17 protein-coding genes and 2 pseudogenes are annotated in these 15469 nt (G+C 68.3%); 6 read left to right on the top strand and 13 right to left on the bottom strand.

Annotation, left to right across the window (positions count from 1 at the left end):
* Window positions 1-100: 100 nt before the first annotated feature.
* From A5691_RS20715 to bfr, 8 genes are all read right to left on the bottom strand, one after another.
* Window positions 101-535 carry an SRPBCC family protein gene (locus A5691_RS20715; protein ID WP_067750030.1) on the bottom strand — a complete coding sequence of 145 codons (435 nt, stop codon included), beginning with the start codon at window positions 533-535 and terminating at the stop codon, window positions 101-103.
* The gene (locus A5691_RS20720) at window positions 535-1368 is read right to left on the bottom strand and encodes a lysophospholipid acyltransferase family protein (protein ID WP_067750029.1); all 834 of its coding nucleotides are present in this window, start codon (window positions 1366-1368) and stop codon (window positions 535-537) included. Before A5691_RS20720 ends, A5691_RS20715 begins: the two co-directional genes overlap by 1 nt.
* A 31-nt stretch (window positions 1369-1399) precedes the next feature.
* A complete protein-coding gene (locus A5691_RS20725) occupies window positions 1400-2509 on the bottom strand; it encodes an amidohydrolase family protein (protein WP_067890345.1) in 1110 nt (369 codons plus the stop codon).
* A 9-nt stretch (window positions 2510-2518) separates the two neighbouring features.
* On the bottom strand, window positions 2519-3871 hold the full coding sequence (locus A5691_RS20730) for a glutamine synthetase family protein (RefSeq protein ID WP_067890349.1): 1353 nt from the start codon (window positions 3869-3871) through the stop codon (window positions 2519-2521).
* A gap of 41 nt (window positions 3872-3912) precedes the next feature.
* Window positions 3913-4803, bottom strand: a complete 891-nt coding sequence (locus A5691_RS20735) for a TIGR03854 family LLM class F420-dependent oxidoreductase (RefSeq protein ID WP_067890353.1) — start codon at window positions 4801-4803, stop codon at window positions 3913-3915.
* Window positions 4804-4903: 100 nt separating this feature from the next.
* Entirely contained in the window at window positions 4904-5398 is a 495-nt protein-coding gene (locus A5691_RS20740; RefSeq protein WP_067750023.1) for a carboxymuconolactone decarboxylase family protein, read from the bottom strand.
* Between the two features lie 29 nt (window positions 5399-5427).
* A complete protein-coding gene (locus A5691_RS20745) occupies window positions 5428-7500 on the bottom strand; it encodes an MDR family MFS transporter (RefSeq protein WP_067778400.1) in 2073 nt (690 codons plus the stop codon).
* An 83-nt stretch (window positions 7501-7583) separates the two neighbouring features.
* Entirely contained in the window at window positions 7584-8063 is a 480-nt protein-coding gene (gene bfr / locus A5691_RS20750; RefSeq protein WP_055405255.1) for a bacterioferritin, read from the bottom strand.
* Window positions 8064-8420: 357 nt separating this feature from the next.
* Between bfr and A5691_RS20755 the strand changes: the two genes are divergently transcribed.
* Window positions 8421-8606 carry a bacterioferritin-associated ferredoxin gene (locus A5691_RS20755; protein WP_055405246.1) on the top strand — a complete coding sequence of 62 codons (186 nt, stop codon included), beginning with the start codon at window positions 8421-8423 and terminating at the stop codon, window positions 8604-8606.
* 6 nt (window positions 8607-8612) lie between these two features.
* Here A5691_RS20755 and A5691_RS20760 read toward each other — a convergent pair whose 3' ends face one another.
* From A5691_RS20760 to A5691_RS20770, 3 genes are read right to left on the bottom strand one after another with little or no spacing between them, the layout of a single operon-like run.
* Window positions 8613-9362, bottom strand: coding sequence for an enoyl-CoA hydratase/isomerase family protein (locus tag A5691_RS20760; protein WP_067750020.1), 750 nt, complete (start codon window positions 9360-9362; stop codon window positions 8613-8615).
* An 18-nt stretch (window positions 9363-9380) separates the two neighbouring features.
* The gene (locus A5691_RS20765; RefSeq protein WP_068015337.1) at window positions 9381-9824 is read right to left on the bottom strand and encodes a TIGR03618 family F420-dependent PPOX class oxidoreductase; all 444 of its coding nucleotides are present in this window, start codon (window positions 9822-9824) and stop codon (window positions 9381-9383) included.
* Window positions 9821-10531, bottom strand: a complete 711-nt coding sequence (locus tag A5691_RS20770; protein WP_067750018.1) for a hypothetical protein — start codon at window positions 10529-10531, stop codon at window positions 9821-9823. Before A5691_RS20770 ends, A5691_RS20765 begins: the two co-directional genes overlap by 4 nt.
* Before the next feature lie 147 nt (window positions 10532-10678).
* Between A5691_RS20770 and A5691_RS29195 the strand changes: the two are divergent.
* Window positions 10679-10783 (top strand): annotated as a pseudogene (locus A5691_RS29195) (PPE domain-containing protein); the annotation flags it as partial.
* Between the two features lie 20 nt (window positions 10784-10803).
* Here A5691_RS29195 and A5691_RS20780 read toward each other — a convergent pair.
* A complete protein-coding gene (locus A5691_RS20780) occupies window positions 10804-11793 on the bottom strand; it encodes a hydrogen peroxide-inducible genes activator (RefSeq protein ID WP_067750015.1) in 990 nt (329 codons plus the stop codon).
* 101 nt (window positions 11794-11894) lie between these two features.
* On the opposite strand from A5691_RS20780, the gene A5691_RS20785 reads away from it, so the two are divergent.
* The 3 genes from A5691_RS20785 to A5691_RS20795 are packed head-to-tail and all read left to right on the top strand — an operon-like array spanning window position 11895 to window position 14362.
* Complete coding sequence (locus A5691_RS20785) at window positions 11895-12482, top strand: peroxiredoxin (protein ID WP_067750011.1); 588 nt, start codon at window positions 11895-11897, stop codon at window positions 12480-12482.
* A gap of 28 nt (window positions 12483-12510) precedes the next feature.
* Window positions 12511-13047 (top strand): alkyl hydroperoxide reductase, encoded by a 537-nt coding sequence (locus A5691_RS20790; RefSeq protein ID WP_067750009.1) that lies wholly within the window; start codon window positions 12511-12513, stop codon window positions 13045-13047.
* Window positions 13048-13051: 4 nt separating this feature from the next.
* On the top strand, window positions 13052-14362 hold the full coding sequence (locus A5691_RS20795) for an alpha-amylase family protein (RefSeq protein WP_067750007.1): 1311 nt from the start codon (window positions 13052-13054) through the stop codon (window positions 14360-14362).
* On the opposite strand, the gene A5691_RS20800 is transcribed toward A5691_RS20795, so the two are convergent.
* Window positions 14348-14785: a DUF1810 domain-containing protein gene (locus tag A5691_RS20800; RefSeq protein WP_067750005.1), complete on the bottom strand. Its 438-nt coding sequence runs from the start codon at window positions 14783-14785 to the stop codon at window positions 14348-14350. The genes A5691_RS20795 and A5691_RS20800 overlap by 15 nt on opposite strands.
* A 25-nt stretch (window positions 14786-14810) precedes the next feature.
* Between A5691_RS20800 and A5691_RS20805 the strand changes: the two are divergent.
* Window positions 14811-15332 (top strand): annotated as a pseudogene (locus A5691_RS20805) (alpha-hydroxy-acid oxidizing protein); the annotation flags it as partial.
* Window positions 15333-15469 lie beyond the last annotated feature (137 nt).

A 15469-nucleotide genomic window follows, 5' to 3' on the forward strand; every position in this document is an offset into this window, starting at 1 on the left:
CCAAACCTTTCCTCTTCGATGCGTTTGGTGACGTTGCCCGATTCGTCGATCGGAGCGTATGCCGCGCGGCGATTGATTACATGCCAAATTGGAAAAATGGCTACGACTCGGCCAGCTTCCGCAGGCGTTTCAGCGTTTCGGCGAGATTGCGTCCCACCTGGCCGACGGCGATCCGGTCGGCGATGTAACCGACGATGCCCCCCGGCGCCTGATACGAGAGCCGGAACGTGACCTTCGTGCCGCCGTCGCCGCGGTCGCGCAGCCGGATCCGCCCGCGCAGCGTGACCCCGGTGATGCCCACCCAGGCCAGGTCCCGGCCCTCGTCGAATTCGACCACCTCGATGAGGCCGCCCACGGGTACGGAGCCGATCTTCCAGTGGACGGTGTAGCGGGCGCCGACGCCGGCCGGCTTGTCGTTGGACGACTCCCAGCGTTCCAGGCTCGTCATGAACGACGGGTAGCAATCCGGGTCGCTGACGATCTTCCAGACCGCGTCGCGGTCGGCGTTGATGACGCAGCGGCGTTCGACGCGCATCAGCCGATCACCGGGAATCGCCGTTCGGCCGCCAGTCGGTCGACCCCGCCCTGCAGGCTGGCCATCACCTTGTCGTGCACCGCCTGGTCGTCCCCGTCGACCTCGATCGGGTCCTGGACCTCGATCACGATCTTGGTGGGCAACGGGATGTGGCCCGCCAGGTCGCTGATGTTCAGGCCCCAGGGCAGTGCCAGCGATATCGGGACGCTCTTGAGGCGGAGCAGCCTGTCGGCCATCAGCAACTTGGCCAGCCACTGCCCGCGGTTGAGGAACAACGCGCTCTCCTGCCCGCCGACGCTGGCGACGGGCACGATCGGCACCCCGGCCTCACGGGCCAGCCGCACGTAGCCCATGCGGCCGCCGAAGTCGACCTTGTGGCGCTCCCACGAGGGCCGGAACACCTCGTAGTCGCCGCCGGGGTAGACCAGCAGGGCGGCACCGGAATCCAGTGCGAGACGGGCGTTCTCGGGGTTCGCGGCCACGGTGCCGAACTTGCGCAACCAGCCCAGCGGCGGAGCGGAGACGACGAGGTTGTGGGCCAACTGGTAGAAGGGCCGCTCGACGCCGAAGTAGGAGCAGAACGCCAGCGTGAAGACGAAGGTGTCGGGTGGCACGTTGCCGCCGCTATGGTTGCCCACCAACAGCACCGGCCCCTCGGCCGGGATGCGATCCAGGCCCCGCACGTCCGCCCGGAAGTAGAACGACGCCAGCAGCCAGGTCCCCGGCAGCTGATCGCGGATGTAGTCGGGGTCCCGCTGGTCGAGGTCGGCCTTGGGCACCCACGACACGACCTTGTCCCGGGCCCACTCCAAGACGCCCCTCGCGGTCGCCATAATCGCCCGTATACCCCGGTGTCACCGGGGGTCAAACGCGGTAAAGCCCGGCGGCGTTGCCGTGGGCGATCAGGTCGACCACCCGGATGGCGTCGGCCTCGCTCCAGTCGTCGTCGACCACGAAACCGCGCAACACCCGATGAATTGCCCTGCGCCACAGGGCCGCACCGAGGAAATGGAGCTCGGCGGGGCCGAACCCGTCCGACGAGTAGAGGACCTTGCCGAAGGGGGCCAGCTCCAGCAGCCGCGCGATGAAGGCCGGCGCCCGCGCCCCGAGCTGGTTCACGCTCAACCCGCCGTCGACATATACGTTGTTGAAGGCCTGCGCCAGGTACCCGGCCTCGCGCTCGTAGGGATAGCAATGCAACAGCACGATCGGGGTGTTCGCTGACTGCCGCAGGAAGTCGAGCAGCAGCAACGGGTTGGTCTTGTGCAGATCGCAGTCCCGGTCGCCGAGGCCGACATGGAATTGCAGGGGCTTGCCCAGCCGCAGCGCCTGATGCAGCCCGAACCGCAGCAGCACCCGGTCCTGCACTCGGGTGCCGCCGCGGTCGCGCCACCGGTCGGCCGCCTCGGCCACCTGCGCGGGCTCCGGCTCGCTCAGGTCGCCGTCGAACCCGCCCCGGTAGGCCAGGATCGACTTGGTGCCGACGGCCGTCGCCGCGCGCCGGTGCAGGATGTCCTCGAAAGCCGACGCGTAGTCGCCGGGCGCCTGAGCGGCCTGCTCGGCGACCTGCTCGAGGCGGATCACCTCGTGCGCTCGGTTGCCGGACAACTCGGCCATGTCGGCGGGGGCGGCGGTGTCCGCGCCGATCCCGGTGTCCACCAGCCAGTCGCTCACCCCGGCGGCCGGCAAGAACATGCGGGCCAGCTCCGCCTCGCCGAACACGTCGCGACGCTCCCAATACGATTGCGGGTCAGCGTGTTTCGGGAGCCCGAGGACAGGGCCGCAGTGGGCACGCACGGCGAAGCCGAGTTGGGTGTCGAATCCCGAGCCCACGAGCGGTTCGGTGTTGGCCTCGTTGAGCGCGTTTTCGAAGCGATGGCGATCCCCCGCGGTCGTCCAGCAACCGTGGACGTGCTGGTCGATGAGGGTCACTACGTCGATGTGCTCGGCCAGCGCGTGCGGGTTGGAAGCCATGGAAGCCCGTCACAGGCTCCAGGCCATGCGGAACTTCTCCGCCAGTTGCTCGGGGTCCAGGTTGCCGTACCGCTCCTGCTCGAGCGTGCGGACGGCGACCACCATGTCGACCGCGGCATCGCCCAGGATGCCCCGTATCAGCTTCGAATCATTCAGTGCGGCAATCACTTCCGCCTGGTTACGGTCAAGGCTCACGATACCGTCGCGCTCCCGCTCGGAAGCGGCGAGGTCCGCCGGGTCGATCGTGACCTCCGGGGGCAGCGGTGCTTGGCGTTCAATCCCGTCCAGCGCCAGCCCCAGGATCGCCGCCGAGGCCAGGTACGGGTTCGCTGAGGGATCGACGATCTTCACTTCGACGTTCCCGCCGCGTGGATTGCCCGGCCCACCGGTGATGAATCGCACCGCGGCCTCGCGGTTTTCGGTTCCCCAACACGCGTACGCGCCGGCCCAGTTGCCGGGGTGCATGCGCAGGCCGGACACGATCGACCCGCACAGCAGGCCCTGCGCCTCCGGCAGCCCGCGGACCACCCCGGCCACCGCGTGTTCCCCGGCGGCCGTCATGCCCCGGGCGCCCGCGCCGTCCGAGAACAGCGGTCCGTCCGGCATTGTCAGCGAAAAGTGTTGGTGAGCACCGGAGCCCACACCGTTGGCGAAGGGCGCCGGCGACAGGCTGATGCGCAGCCCGTGACGGCGGGCCACCCGCCCGACGATGAGCCGCAGCAGCACCAGCTGGTCGGCGGCGGCCACCGGCGACTGCGGCGCCATCGACAGCTCGAATTGGTTGGCCCCGTATTCGGGGTGGAACTGCTCGATCGCGATGCCCGCCGCGCCGGCCGACCGGGTGACGTCGCGGACGAACGCCTCATGCTCCAGGACGCCCGCAAGACCGTACTGCGCCCACAGCGTCGACGGCAGGCGGTCACCGTCGGGCCCCACCAACAGGAATTCGACCTCGTGCCCGATCAGCGCCTCGACTCCGGCTTCGGCGAGCGCGGCTTCCACCCGGCTCAGCGTGCCGCGGGCGCAGGCGGGGACGGGTGTTCCGTCCTGGGAGAAGAATGCGGCGGGCGCCCACGCGAGGCCGTCGCCGACGATGCGCAGGGCGGACAGGTCGATGCGGAGTCGCTGGTCCCCGATCACGCCGACATCGGGGGTGAAGGCGATGCCGCTCTGATCGATCGCGAAAGCGTGCCACGAGGGGCTGGCCCCGAGGCCGGGATCGGCGAAGGTGTTGGTCCGCCGGATCGGGACGGTCTTGGCCAGGGTCAGCCCGGCGGGATTCACGACGGTCCCGATGACGGTGTCGACGCCCTCGGATTCCAGCTGGGCGATGGCCGCGGCGGCAAGCGGTGTGCCGGTCATGGCAGTCATTGTGCAGGGGCGAGAGGCGGGGGCTCGCGAATTCAGTTCTGGCGGGCGGTCAGCTCCGTGACGAACCGGTCGAGGAACCCGTCCAGCGGCGCCCCGCCGGCGGGCCGGATGACGAATTTCGTCAGACCCGCGTCGATGTAAGCGTCCAGCTGCCGGTGCAGCCGATCCCATCCGACGGCGATCAAATCCGCGGGGTCGACGTCCGGGCGACGGCTGCGGGCCGCCGCGGCCAGCGTCGCGGGCAGCTCGCCGTCCACCCCGTCCACGATGGCCAGCGAGATCCCGAAGTGATCGGGCTCGATCTGCCTGCCCGCCTGCGCCGCGGCGTGTTGGATCGCCTCGCGGCCGGTCCGCGCCTCCGCCGGTGTCAGGAAACTGCCCAGCCAGCCGTCGGCAAGCGTGCCGATGCGCCGGTACGCCGCCGGCGCCGAGCCGCCGAGCCAGATGTCCAGCGGGGGCTGCGGTCTGGGCATGACGGCGGCCCCGCTGACGGTGAAGTACCGGCCGTCGTAGCTCGCCGAGTCCTCGGTCAGCGCCGAACGCAGCACCCTCAGCGACTCGTCGAACACCGCGGCGCGCTCGCCGTCGGGGACCACGAACACCTCCCGCTCGGCGGGAATCGCCGACCGCAGACCGAAGACGGGAAGGACCCGCTTCGGTGCGACGGCCGCCAGCGACGCCAGCTGCTTGGCGACCAGCACCGGGTGCCGTCCGGGCAAGACGGCCACCGAGGTGCCGACCTTCAGCCGGGTCGTCCTGGCCAGTGCGTACGCCATCCCGACCACCGGGTCGACCGCCGGGGAGTACACCAGCTCGGAGAACCACAGGGAATCCACGCCGTTGGCCTCCAGGTAATCGACGATGGGGGCCAGCTGGTCCGGGGCGGTGTCCGAGCCCAACCCGACGCCGAAGCGAATCTTCACGGCTACGGCAACGCACCGGTGTCGCGGTTTGTGCCCGCGAGACATAAACCGTTGAGGCGTCTAGCGGCGTGTCCTCGCAGACGTTTATGTGTCGTGGTGGTCAGGCGCGGCTGGGGATCGTCAGCTTGCAGGCTTGGCCGATGTCGAGGGTCCGCAGGACGCGACCCATGCCGACCCACAGGGCGCACGAGAGCGCGAGATCGGCCAGCAATTCGTCGGAGAAGTGCTCGGAGCAACGGCTCCAGAAGTCCTCGTCGTCGCGCAGACCCGTGTGATCGCTGGCGAAGCGGTCCGCGAATTCGGCCGCCAGCCGTTCCTGCTCGCTATAGCCGGGCCAGGTGCGCCACTCCTGTGCGTGGTCGTACAGCTCCTCGTCGACGCCGGCGGCGGGCCCGTCCTCGTCGCGGGTGTTGACGCACACGACGCACTCGTTACGGTGCGCGATCACGGCGCGCGCCAATTCGCGGGTGCGCAGCGGCAACCGGTTCTTGGTGTAGACCGCGTTGCTGAAGCCGCCGAGGGCACCGCCGATGTCGGGGGACTTCACGAACCAGCCGGCCAGGTCGTCGTCAGCAAATGTTCCGATTCGGCTCATGGCGTGATGGTACGCCCGCACCGCCCGTTTCAGGGTGTGGTCGCCGGGATCTTCGTGGTGGGACGGTCGTCGCTCCAGTCCCGTTGCGCGAGAACGCGGCCCGCGACCCGGTTCAGCGCCGCCTCGACCACGCGACGATCCGGTCGCCCGTCGAATCCGGGTGACCGGGCGAGCTTGTCGACCAGCCAGGCCACGAGCAGGGAGTGCACGTAGTCCACCTGCTGGGCGCCCGCGGGTGTCAGCCACATCTGGTCGCCGTCGCCGCGGGCGTACCCCGTGGCGATCAGCCGCGAGAAGGTGGGCTCCAGAACCTCGAACGGTATCCGCAGGTAGTCGGCGATGTCGGTGAGCCGGGCCGTGCCATACATCTGTCCGTAGCGGTTGATGCGCAGGACGCCCCACAGCCCGGCCACGTCGAGCCGGCAGTCGGGTCGCATGGCGATGCTGCGCAATCGCATGCCGGGCACGCCGCGCAGCATGCGCTCGACCGCGCCCTCCAGCATCTGATCCGGGGTCTCGGTGCTGGGCATGCCGAACGCGTCGCCGAGATCGATTGTGCTGTCGTGCATTTCCCGCAGAGGCACCTGGCGCAGGAATAACGCCAGGACGAACCCCACCAGTGCGACCGGAACCGCCCATCCGAACACGTGGGTGAGCGACTCGGAGTAGGCGGCGACGATTGGAGCGGCCTCCTCTCGGGGCAGCCGGTGCAGCGCCTCCGGAGACGCGGCGGCCGCCGCCGGCGCGTGGCCGGCCGCGATAGCCGGGCCGATCCGGCTGTGCAGAAAGTTCGTGAACAGCGAACCGAAGATGGCCGCACCGAACGAGCTGCCGATCGTGCGGAAGAAGGTGACGCCGGAGGTCGCGACGCCCAGGTCGTCGAAGCTCACGGTGTTCTGCACGATCAGGACCAGAGTCTGCATACACATCCCGATCCCGGCGCCGAGGATGACGAGGAACAGCGATTGAACCAACACCGATGTCGACGGGTCCATCCGCGACATCAGGAAGAACGCCACCGCCATGACGGCGGTGCCGGCGACGGGAAAGACTTTGTACCGGCCCGTGCGGCCGACGATGACGCCACTGCCCATCGAGGTGGTCAGCATCCCGATCACCATCGGCAGCGTGCGCAGGCCCGACGTCGTGGCCGAGACGCCGTCGACGAACTGCATGTACGTCGGCAGGAACGTCAGGGCGCCCAGCATCGCGAAGCCGACCACGAAGGACAGGACGCAGCACACCGTGAACACCGGGCTGCCGAACAACCGGGTCGGCAGGATCGGCGCGGCCGCGCGGCTTTCCACCCAGGCGAAGAGGCACAACGCGACCACCGAGCCGGCGAACAGGCCGATGATCGTCGGCGATCCCCACGGGTACGTGGTCCCGCCCCAGCTGGTGGCCAGCGTCAGCCCGGCGGCGCCGAGCCCGACCAAGAGGATGCCGGTGTAGTCGATGACCGGTTTGGTGCGCTCGGACAGCGGCGGGATGGCGGCGGCCGCCACGAAGAAGACCACGACCGAGATCGGCACGTTGATCCAGAACGCCCAGCGCCAGGTGAAGTGGTCGGTGAAGTAGCCGCCGAGCAAGGGACCGATCACGGTGGTGACGCCGAACACGGCGCCCATCGCACCCTGGTAGCGGCCGCGGTCCCGCAGCGGGATCACCTCGCCGATCAGCGCCATGGCGGTCACCATCAGCCCTCCGCCGCCGATGCCCTGCAGCGCCCGCGACGCGACCAGCATGCCCATCGAGCTCGAGAGCCCACACAGCACCGACCCGGCGACGAAGAACACGACGGCCGCCTGGAACACCCGCTTGCGGCCGAACAGGTCACCGAACTTGCCGACGAGGGCGGTGATGATGGTCGAGGCGAGCAGGTAGCTGGTGACAACCCACGATTGATGGCCTGCGCCACCAAGATTGGCGACGATAGTGGGCAACGCGGTCGCCACGATCGTCTGGTCCAGCGCGGCCATCAGCATGCCGAGCAGGATCGCCACGAAGATGAAATTGCGCCGCTGCGGGTCGACCGCGACGTCCGCGGGGCCGGAGTCCGAAGCGCGGCCGGCCGGAGCCGCCGCTGGTGTCGCCCTCGTCATGCCCGCCTTCCCACGGATTTCGATGGTAGTGAGTGCCCACGGTCAACCCGTGGCAACCAAAACCCGCGAAGGCGTGGGCTGTGCTAGCTCGGCGGCCGCGAAACGCACTGCGCGGAGTAGAGCTCCACGCCGAGCTTGTCCATCAGCTCCAGCTGGGTTTCGAGGTAGTCGATGTGCTTTTCCTCGTCCGCGACGATCTCTTCCAGCAGGTTGGCGCTCGTGGTGTCCTGCTTCTCGCGGCACATGATGATGCCGGGCTTGAGCCGGTCCATCACCTCGTATTCGATGGCCAGGTCGGCCTCGAACTGCTCGCGCAGCGTCTGACCGATGCGCAGCGAGAACAGCCGCTGGTAATTGGGCAACCCGTCGAGCAGCAGGATGCGGTCGGTGATCGCCTCGGCGTGCCGCATCTCGTCGAAGGACTCGGCCCGGGTGTGCTCGGCGAGCTCGGTGAAGCCCCAGTTGTCCTGCATCTTGGAGTGCAGGAAGTATTGGTTGATCGCGGTGAGCTCGCCGGTCAACTGCTCGTTGAGCAAGCGCAAAACATCCGGATCCCCTTGCATGATCACTCCCCTACGGTGACGGTCGAAACGGTGGTCATTCCTGGCCTTGGCGGGGTGCGCTGGGCTGCGCGCACCATGCGGGGCCGTAGTCGCACTTTGCCATGCCGAAGTTCAATCTGCCAGCAAGGTATGGCTGTGCTCAGTGTGTGTCCTGCGCCGCCCCCGTGACCGACGTTGCTGGCGACTAAGGTTAGACTGCGCTAACGAACTTAGGTTAGACTCAACTAATATGGCTGTCGGTTCGGCATTTTCTTCGGGAATCCCGTTGACACGGGATGCCGAGAGGGAGGACGAATTGCGCACGCGTGGCCAGGCCGTCGGGCAAGAGAACGTCGCCCGCATGCAAGGGATGCGCTGATGTACGTATGCCTGTGTGTCGGCGTGACCAACCACACGGTGTCCGAGGTGGTCGCGCGCGGCGCCTCCACCTCGAAAGAGGTCATGGCCGCGTGCGGGGCCGGGGGCGACTGCGGCCGTTGCAGGCGAACGCTGCGGGCGATCATCGCCGCGTCGGCGAACCTCGAGGCCGCCCCGTCGCGTTAGCCGGCGTCAGCGTTTGTTGAAGTCCGCCAGCGCCGCGGCGTTGGCCTGGGCACCCATCAGCTCGGCGAAGTGAGCGTTTTCCCGCGCAGTGGCCGCCGCGATCTCGGGCCGGACCGGCTCCACGATCGTGTGCTTGACCGCCATCAGGCTCGAAATGGGGCGGCTGGCAAGGATTTCCGCGTGCCGACGGGCTTCGGGCAGCAGATCGTCGGGCTCGCAGACCCGCCATACCAGACCCATCCGCAACGCCTCGTCGGCATCCACCCACTCCGAAGACATCAGCAGCCATGCGGCGTTCTGCCGGCCCACCAGTTGCGGCAGCAGGTATGACGACGCCGCCTCCGGCGCCACCCCCAGGCTGGTGAAGGGGCACTTCAGCCGGGCGGTCGATGACATGAATGCCAGGTCGGCGTAGCCGAGGATGGTGGCGCCGATGCCCACCCCGACGCCGTTGACCGCGCAGATGAGCGGCTTGGGGAACGCACTGAGGGCATCGATCAGGCCGATGAAGCCGTGCTTGCCCGGCGTGAAGTCCGGATCGGTGATGCGGGCCTGCATCTCGGCGAGATCGGTTCCGGCGCTGAAGCCGCGGCCCGCGCCGGTCAACAGCACCACGGCGACCTCGGGATCCTCGGCCGCGGCCAACAGCGCCTCCGCGGTGGCGTCGTACAGTGCCTCGTTGAACGCGTTCAGCGCCTCGGGCCGGTTCAGCGTGAGGGTGCGCACCCGCTTGTCGTCATCGATCTGCAGCGTCACGGCTGCAGCCTAACCAGGTCAGCCGTTGCTGTAGACGCGGGTGGGCGCGATCAGCACAACCGCGCGCCGCTCCCGGGCCATGACGCGGTCGTACTCGTCCCAGTCGTCGTGCGTGCCGCCCGCGGCGGTGAAGACATCGCGGAGCAAGAGTCGCAGCTGGTCGTCCGTGGTCAGCCAGGGCTGGGCGTCCTCCGGGCCGGCCAGCTCCGCGCGGCCCTCGACGGTCGCCCATTGCCAGCCCTTGCGGAAGGTGACCGCCAGCTGGGGCCGCGCGCGCAGGTTGGCCAGCTTGATCTTGCCGTAGGTGGTGAAGCCCAACGCCTCCTGGCCGGTCGCGGGATGCGGCAACAGGCCGACGTTGACCAGCGACGCCTGCACCGTCGCGTCGGCGCGAACCGTGGAGACGACCGCCAGGCCACTTTCCGCCGCGGCCAGGGCCGTGGCGTCGCGCAGAGATGTCATGTGGGTTCCTCGATGAACGGTGTCTTGAAGACGTAGCGGCTGGTGGGGACGGTGTCGATGTTCTCGTTGGCGCCGAACGCCGTGGTGCTGGCGACCATTCGGCCCAAGCGGTCCTGCAGGTCCTTGTCGTCGGCGGCACCGAAGAACGCCTTGAGATCGGTGATCGCCTCCGCGGGGAACAACTCCTCCACGATGCCCGCGATTCCCGGCGCGCCCGGGGTGAGGGCACGCACCACCCAGTTCTGGGTGTAGCCGAAGGTCGACTGCGTCTCGATGGCCACCGAGGTGTGGTCGCGCTGCCACCGGTTCAGCCAGCTCACCTGGTCGAGGGCCTCGGGCCGGCGCAGCAACGCGATGTTGGCCAAACCCGTTGTGCGCGAACCCGGCTCGGTGCTGGGCCCTTTCAGCGGCACCGATTCGGTGACGAGGTACGCGGCGAGTTGGTCGCATTCGGCGGACAGCAGGTCGAGGGCCGCGGTCATCTGCTCGCCGTAGCACTGCTGCGTCCACATGCTCACCACCGCGCCGACGGGCGGGTCCAGCGTCGTCAGCGTCATCAGCGAATGGCGCACCGCGTCGTCGCGCACGTTGACCGACAGCCCGGGCAAACCCAGGTCCAATAGCGCGTCGGCGACCGGTCCCCGCTGGCGGGCACACCAATCGTCGCCGAAATCCGCCGTCCTGAGCACCGCGATCACCTTTTCCATAGGCAGAACCTACAGCCGCGCTCTGGGCGCAATGCAGTAGTCGTTCCCTAGTCGGGACGAAAAGTGCAGTAGTGCGTCCCGGACCGTTTTTCGTCGTTTCGGTCGACGATGGTCGGCGACCGCGCCGGCCGACGAGAGCAAGGATTCATGGACTTTTGGTCGTTGCCCCCGGAGGTCAACTCGGGGTTGATGTATGCGGGCCCGGGGTCGGGGCCGCTGTTGGCCGCGGCAACCGGCGCGCCGGGCCTCGCGGGAACCGCGGGCATCCAATCTCAGCTCAACGTCGACGCCCTGATGGACGCGCTGGCCACCGCCGCCGAGTGACGCTCTTTGACCAACCGCACCCGCTGTTCGCCGCCGATCGACTCTCCGATGATGGCGGCCAGCCGCCGATAGGATTCGTCGCGGCCGCTCGACGACCGGAACACCAGCCCGATGCGCCGGCCCGGGCGTGGATTCGCAAACTGCGCCAGCCCGAGCCGGCTGCGTGCCGCCTCGACGGGCGCGGCGCTCTGCGGAATCAGCGTCACCCCCAGCCCGCCCGTCACGCACTGCACCGCGGTGGCCAGCGATGCTGCCCGGGTGTCCGCGAGTTCGGCTCGCACACCGGCCTTTTGGCAGACATCCAGGGCTTGATCGCGCAGGCAGTGGCCCTCGTCCAGCAGTAGCAACGGCAAATCCGCCAGCGCCGACGCCGGCACCCGGCGCTTGCCGGACAGCGGGTGCCCCGGCGGCACCGCGAGCAGAAAGTCCTCGTCGTAGATCGGGACCTCGGTGAGTCCGGTTGCGTCGGCGGGCAGCGCGATCAGGGCGGCGTCCAGGGACCCCCCGCGCAATGCGGTGAGCAGGCGTTCGGTCTGGTCCTCGATCACCCGCAGGGTCAGCGCGGTTAGGCGATCGGCGACGCCGGCCAGCACGGTGGGCAGCACGTAGGGCGCTACCGTGGGGATCATGCCCAGCCGCAGGGTGCCCTGCAGTGGGTCCGACGTTCCCGTTGCGGCGGCCGCGAACGCCTCCGCCGCTTCGACCACGGCCTGGGCGCGCGGCAGCAGTTGCGTACCTTCGGGTGTCAACAGGACACGCCGCGTCGAGCGCTCGACGAGCTGGGTTCCCAGCCCGGTTTCCAGCGCCGCCAGCGCCTGTGACAGTGTGGACTGGCTGACGCCGAGAGATGTTGCGGCGCTGCTGAATTGGCGCCTTTCGGCGACCGCGACGAAGGCGCGCAGGCCGGCGATAGTCGGCTGATAACTCTTATCGGGCATGCCTATAAGTGTAGTGGGAAATATCACCTTTACTTCAGACAGGGTATGCGGGCAACATGACAGGGAAAGCTAATCTTGAGTAAATCCAAATTAGGAGAGCCATGCCTTTGCTGACCATCGGCGACCAATTCCCCGCCTACGAGCTCACCGCCCTGATCGCGGGCGATCTGTCCAAGGTCGACGCCAAGCAGCCCGAGGACTACTTCACCACCGTCACCAGCGAGGACCACGAAGGCAAGTGGCGCGTTGTGTTCTTCTGGCCCAAGGACTTCACCTTCGTGTGCCCGACCGAGATTGCCGCGTTCGGCAAGCTCAACGACGAGTTCGCCGACCGCGACGCGCAGGTGCTGGGCGTCTCGATCGACAGCGAGTTCGTGCACTTCAACTGGCGGGCCCAGCACGAGGACCTGAAGAAGCTGCCGTTCCCCATGCTGTCCGACATCAAGCGGGAGCTGAGCCTGGCCACCGGCGTTCTGAACGCCGATGGCGTCGCCGACCGGGCCACCTTCCTGGTGGACCCCAACAACGAGATCCAGTTCGTTTCGGTCACCGCCGGATCGGTGGGCCGCAACGTGGAGGAAGTGCTGCGGGTGCTCGACGCGCTGCAGTCCGACGAGCTGTGCGCCTGCAACTGGCGCAAGGGCGACCCGACGCTGAACGCCACCGAGCTGCTCAAGGCCTCGGCGTAATCACCTAGGGTCTGATCAGGGAGGCGAGATGAGCGTAGAAAACCTCAAGGAGGCGCTGCCCGAGTACGCCAAGGACCTCAAGCTGAACCTGGGCTCTATCACGCGCACCACGGAGCTCAACGAGGAACAGCTGTGGGGCACCCTGCTGGCGAGCGCCGCGGCGACTCGGAACACCCAGGTGATCAGCGAGATCGGCGCCGAGGCGGCCGACGTCCTGTCGGCCGAGGCGTACAACGCGGCGCTGGGGGCCGCGTCGATCATGGGCATGAACAACGTGTTCTACCGGGGCCGCGGCTTCCTCGACGGGAAGTACGACGATCTGCGCGCGGGATTGCGGATGAACATCATCGCCAATCCCGGTGTGGAGAAGGCAAACTTCGAGCTGTGGTGTTTCGCGGTGTCGTCGATCAACGGATGCCCGGACTGCGTGGCCGCCCACGAGCACACGCTGCGCGAGGCGGGCGTGAGCCGCGAGACCATCCAGGAGGCGCTGAAGGCCGCGGCCATCATCTCCGGCGTGGCGCAAGCGATCGTCGCCTCCCAAACGCTGGCCACCGTCGGCTGACGCGGTGACGGAACCAGCCTGGGTAGAACACGCGATCTGGTGGCAGGTCTATCCGCTGGGGTTCGTCGGCGCCTTTCCCGCGTCGTCGGAGCCGCCGCAACCGGGCGAACACCGGCTGCGGCGGCTCGTCGACTGGTTCGACCACGCCATCGCCCTGGGGGCGTCGGGCGTTGCGCTGGGGCCGATATTCGCCTCGCGCACACACGGTTACGACACCACCGACCATTACCGCATTGACCCGCGGCTGGGTGACGACGCCGATTTCGACCACCTCGTCGCCGAGGCCCGCCGCCGCGGCCTGCGCATCCTGCTCGACGGCGTGTTCAACCACGTCGGCGTGGATTTCCCGCGCTACCAGGAGGCTTCGCACGATGACGCGGCCGCGCGCTGGTTCCGCGGACGCCCCGGCGCCTTTCACACCTTCGAGGGCCACTCCGAGCTGATCACGCTCAACCACGACAACCCCGAGGTCGTCGACTACACCGCGGATGTGATGGCGCACTGGCTGGGGCGCGGCGCCGACGGCTGGCGCCTCGACGCGGCTTACACGGTGCCGGAACGCTTTTGGGCGGCCACGCTGCCGCGGGTTCGCGAGCGCTTCCCGGATTCCTGGTTCGTCGGTGAGCTCATCCACGGCGACTACGCCGCGGTGGTGCGCGCCGCCACGTTCGACTCGGCCACCCAATACGAGCTGTGGAAGGCGATCTGGAGCAGCCTCAACGACGGCAACTTCTTCGAGTTGGACTGGGCGTTGCAGCGGCACGCCGAGTTCCTGGCCGGCTTCGCACCGCTGACCTTCATCGGCAACCACGACGTCACCCGCATCGCCAGCCGCCTCGAACGTCCTGAGCACGTCGCGCACGCGCTGGTGATCCTGCTGACCGTCGGCGGCGTGCCCAGCGTGTACGCGGGCGACGAATTGGGCTTCCGCGGCGTCAAGGAAGAACGTTACGGCGGCGACGATGCCGTGCGACCCGAATTCGGCTCGCCCCCAATGCAACTGGATAGGTTCGGCACCGATATGTGGGCGTTGCACCAGTTCCTCGTAGGGTTGCGCCGCCGCCACCCGTGGCTGCACCGGGCGACGACGAGCGCGCTGCGGCTGGAAAACCGGCACTACATCTACGAGACCCGCAGCGGCGACGACGCGCTGCTGGTCGCGCTCAACATCGGCGACGAACCGATGCGGGTGGCGGCCTCGGAGCTGGGCACCGCCCACCGGCGGGTCATCGGCGGGTCCGCCGCGCCGCCCCAGGAGGTCCTCGACGCGGTGGTCGTCGAGCCGCACGGCTGGCGGATCCTAAGCTCGGGCTAGGCGCTCCAGCGTGAGACGGTCCTGCCGGCCGTCGTAGTACTTGTCGAGCAGCGCGACGAAATCCTCGTTTTCTTCCGTCGCGTGTGCGAACAGCGTCATCGACGAGCGAAGTTTGAGGTCGTCGGGCGAGCCGAAAATGTCGCCGACCGATCGGCCCTGCACCTCGTTGACCAGCCGCGCGCATTCGCGCAGTCGCGGCCCGAGCAGGTCGTGGCGCAGGTACGCGCGGGCCTCGTCGAGCGACGAGATGCCGTAGTGCACCGCGGTGGGGCTGCCGCCCAGACCGCGCAACTGCGGGAAGACGAACCACATCCAGTGGCTGCGTTTCCGCCCGGACCGCAGCTCTTCGACCACGTTGCGGTACACCGGGGCCTGCGCGTCGATGAAGCGCTGGAGGTCGAAGGGGTCGCTCTCCGGTTCCATGTGACTACGGTTGCACACTGTGGAATTGAAAAGACGGAAGGCCGTCCGACGACGAGTGCCCAAGGTGCGCGACCTCGCGCCGCTGATCAAGTTCAAGCGTCCGCAGTTCGACGCGACCAAGCGCCGCCTCGACGCCGCGTACACCATTTACGATCTGCGACGCATCGCCAAACGGCGCACGCCCAAGGCGGCATTCGACTACACCGACGGGGCCGCCGACGACGAGCTGTCCATCGCGCGGGCCCGACAGGCTTTCCGCGACATCGAGTTTCACCCGACCATCCTGCGCGACGTCTCCAATGTGACCGCCGGATGGAACGTCCTCGGTCAACCGGTCGTGCTGCCGTTCGGCATCGCGCCCACCGGATTCACCCGGCTGATGCACACCGAGGGCGAGATCGCCGGCGCCCGGGCGGCCGCGCGGGCGGGGATCCCGTTCTCGCTCTCCACGCTGGGCACCACGGCGATCGAAGACCTGGAGACCGCTGTTCCCCAGGGGCGCAAGTGGTTTCAGCTTTACATGTGGCGCGACCGCGACCGGGACGTCGACGGTGGCCAGCAGGGTGTCGAACCCCGCGTCGGCCGCGCGCTTCACCAGCGCCATCGAGCGGTCGCGGTCGCGCCACATGTAAAGCTGAAACCACTTGCGCCCCTGGGGAACAGCGGTCTCCAGGTCTTCGCTCG

The sequence above is a fragment of the Mycobacterium sp. E183 genome, assembly GCF_001667735.1.
GTDB lineage: Bacteria > Actinomycetota > Actinomycetes > Mycobacteriales > Mycobacteriaceae > Mycobacterium.

Bases quoted from the DNA above. Each gene is read 5' to 3' on its own strand.
- A5691_RS20715 (WP_067750030.1), bottom strand. From the start codon at position 535: ATGCGCGTCGAACGCCGCTGCGTCATCAACGCCGACCGCGACGCGGTC.
- A5691_RS20720 (WP_067750029.1), bottom strand. From the start codon at position 1,368: ATGGCGACCGCGAGGGGCGTCTTGGAGTGGGCCCGGGACAAGGTCGTG.
- A5691_RS20725 (WP_067890345.1), bottom strand. From the start codon at position 2,509: ATGGCTTCCAACCCGCACGCGCTGGCCGAGCACATCGACGTAGTGACC.
- A5691_RS20730 (WP_067890349.1), bottom strand. From the start codon at position 3,871: ATGACCGGCACACCGCTTGCCGCCGCGGCCATCGCCCAGCTGGAATCC.
- A5691_RS20740 (WP_067750023.1), bottom strand. From the start codon at position 5,398: ATGAGCCGAATCGGAACATTTGCTGACGACGACCTGGCCGGCTGGTTC.
- A5691_RS20745 (WP_067778400.1), bottom strand. From the start codon at position 7,500: ATGACGAGGGCGACACCAGCGGCGGCTCCGGCCGGCCGCGCTTCGGAC.
- bfr (WP_055405255.1), bottom strand. From the start codon at position 8,063: ATGCAAGGGGATCCGGATGTTTTGCGCTTGCTCAACGAGCAGTTGACC.
- A5691_RS20755 (WP_055405246.1), top strand. From the start codon at position 8,421: ATGTACGTATGCCTGTGTGTCGGCGTGACCAACCACACGGTGTCCGAG.
- A5691_RS20765 (WP_068015337.1), bottom strand. From the start codon at position 9,824: ATGACATCTCTGCGCGACGCCACGGCCCTGGCCGCGGCGGAAAGTGGC.
- A5691_RS20770 (WP_067750018.1), bottom strand. From the start codon at position 10,531: ATGGAAAAGGTGATCGCGGTGCTCAGGACGGCGGATTTCGGCGACGAT.
- A5691_RS20780 (WP_067750015.1), bottom strand. From the start codon at position 11,793: ATGCCCGATAAGAGTTATCAGCCGACTATCGCCGGCCTGCGCGCCTTC.
- A5691_RS20785 (WP_067750011.1), top strand. From the start codon at position 11,895: ATGCCTTTGCTGACCATCGGCGACCAATTCCCCGCCTACGAGCTCACC.
- A5691_RS20790 (WP_067750009.1), top strand. From the start codon at position 12,511: ATGAGCGTAGAAAACCTCAAGGAGGCGCTGCCCGAGTACGCCAAGGAC.
- A5691_RS20800 (WP_067750005.1), bottom strand. From the start codon at position 14,785: ATGGAACCGGAGAGCGACCCCTTCGACCTCCAGCGCTTCATCGACGCG.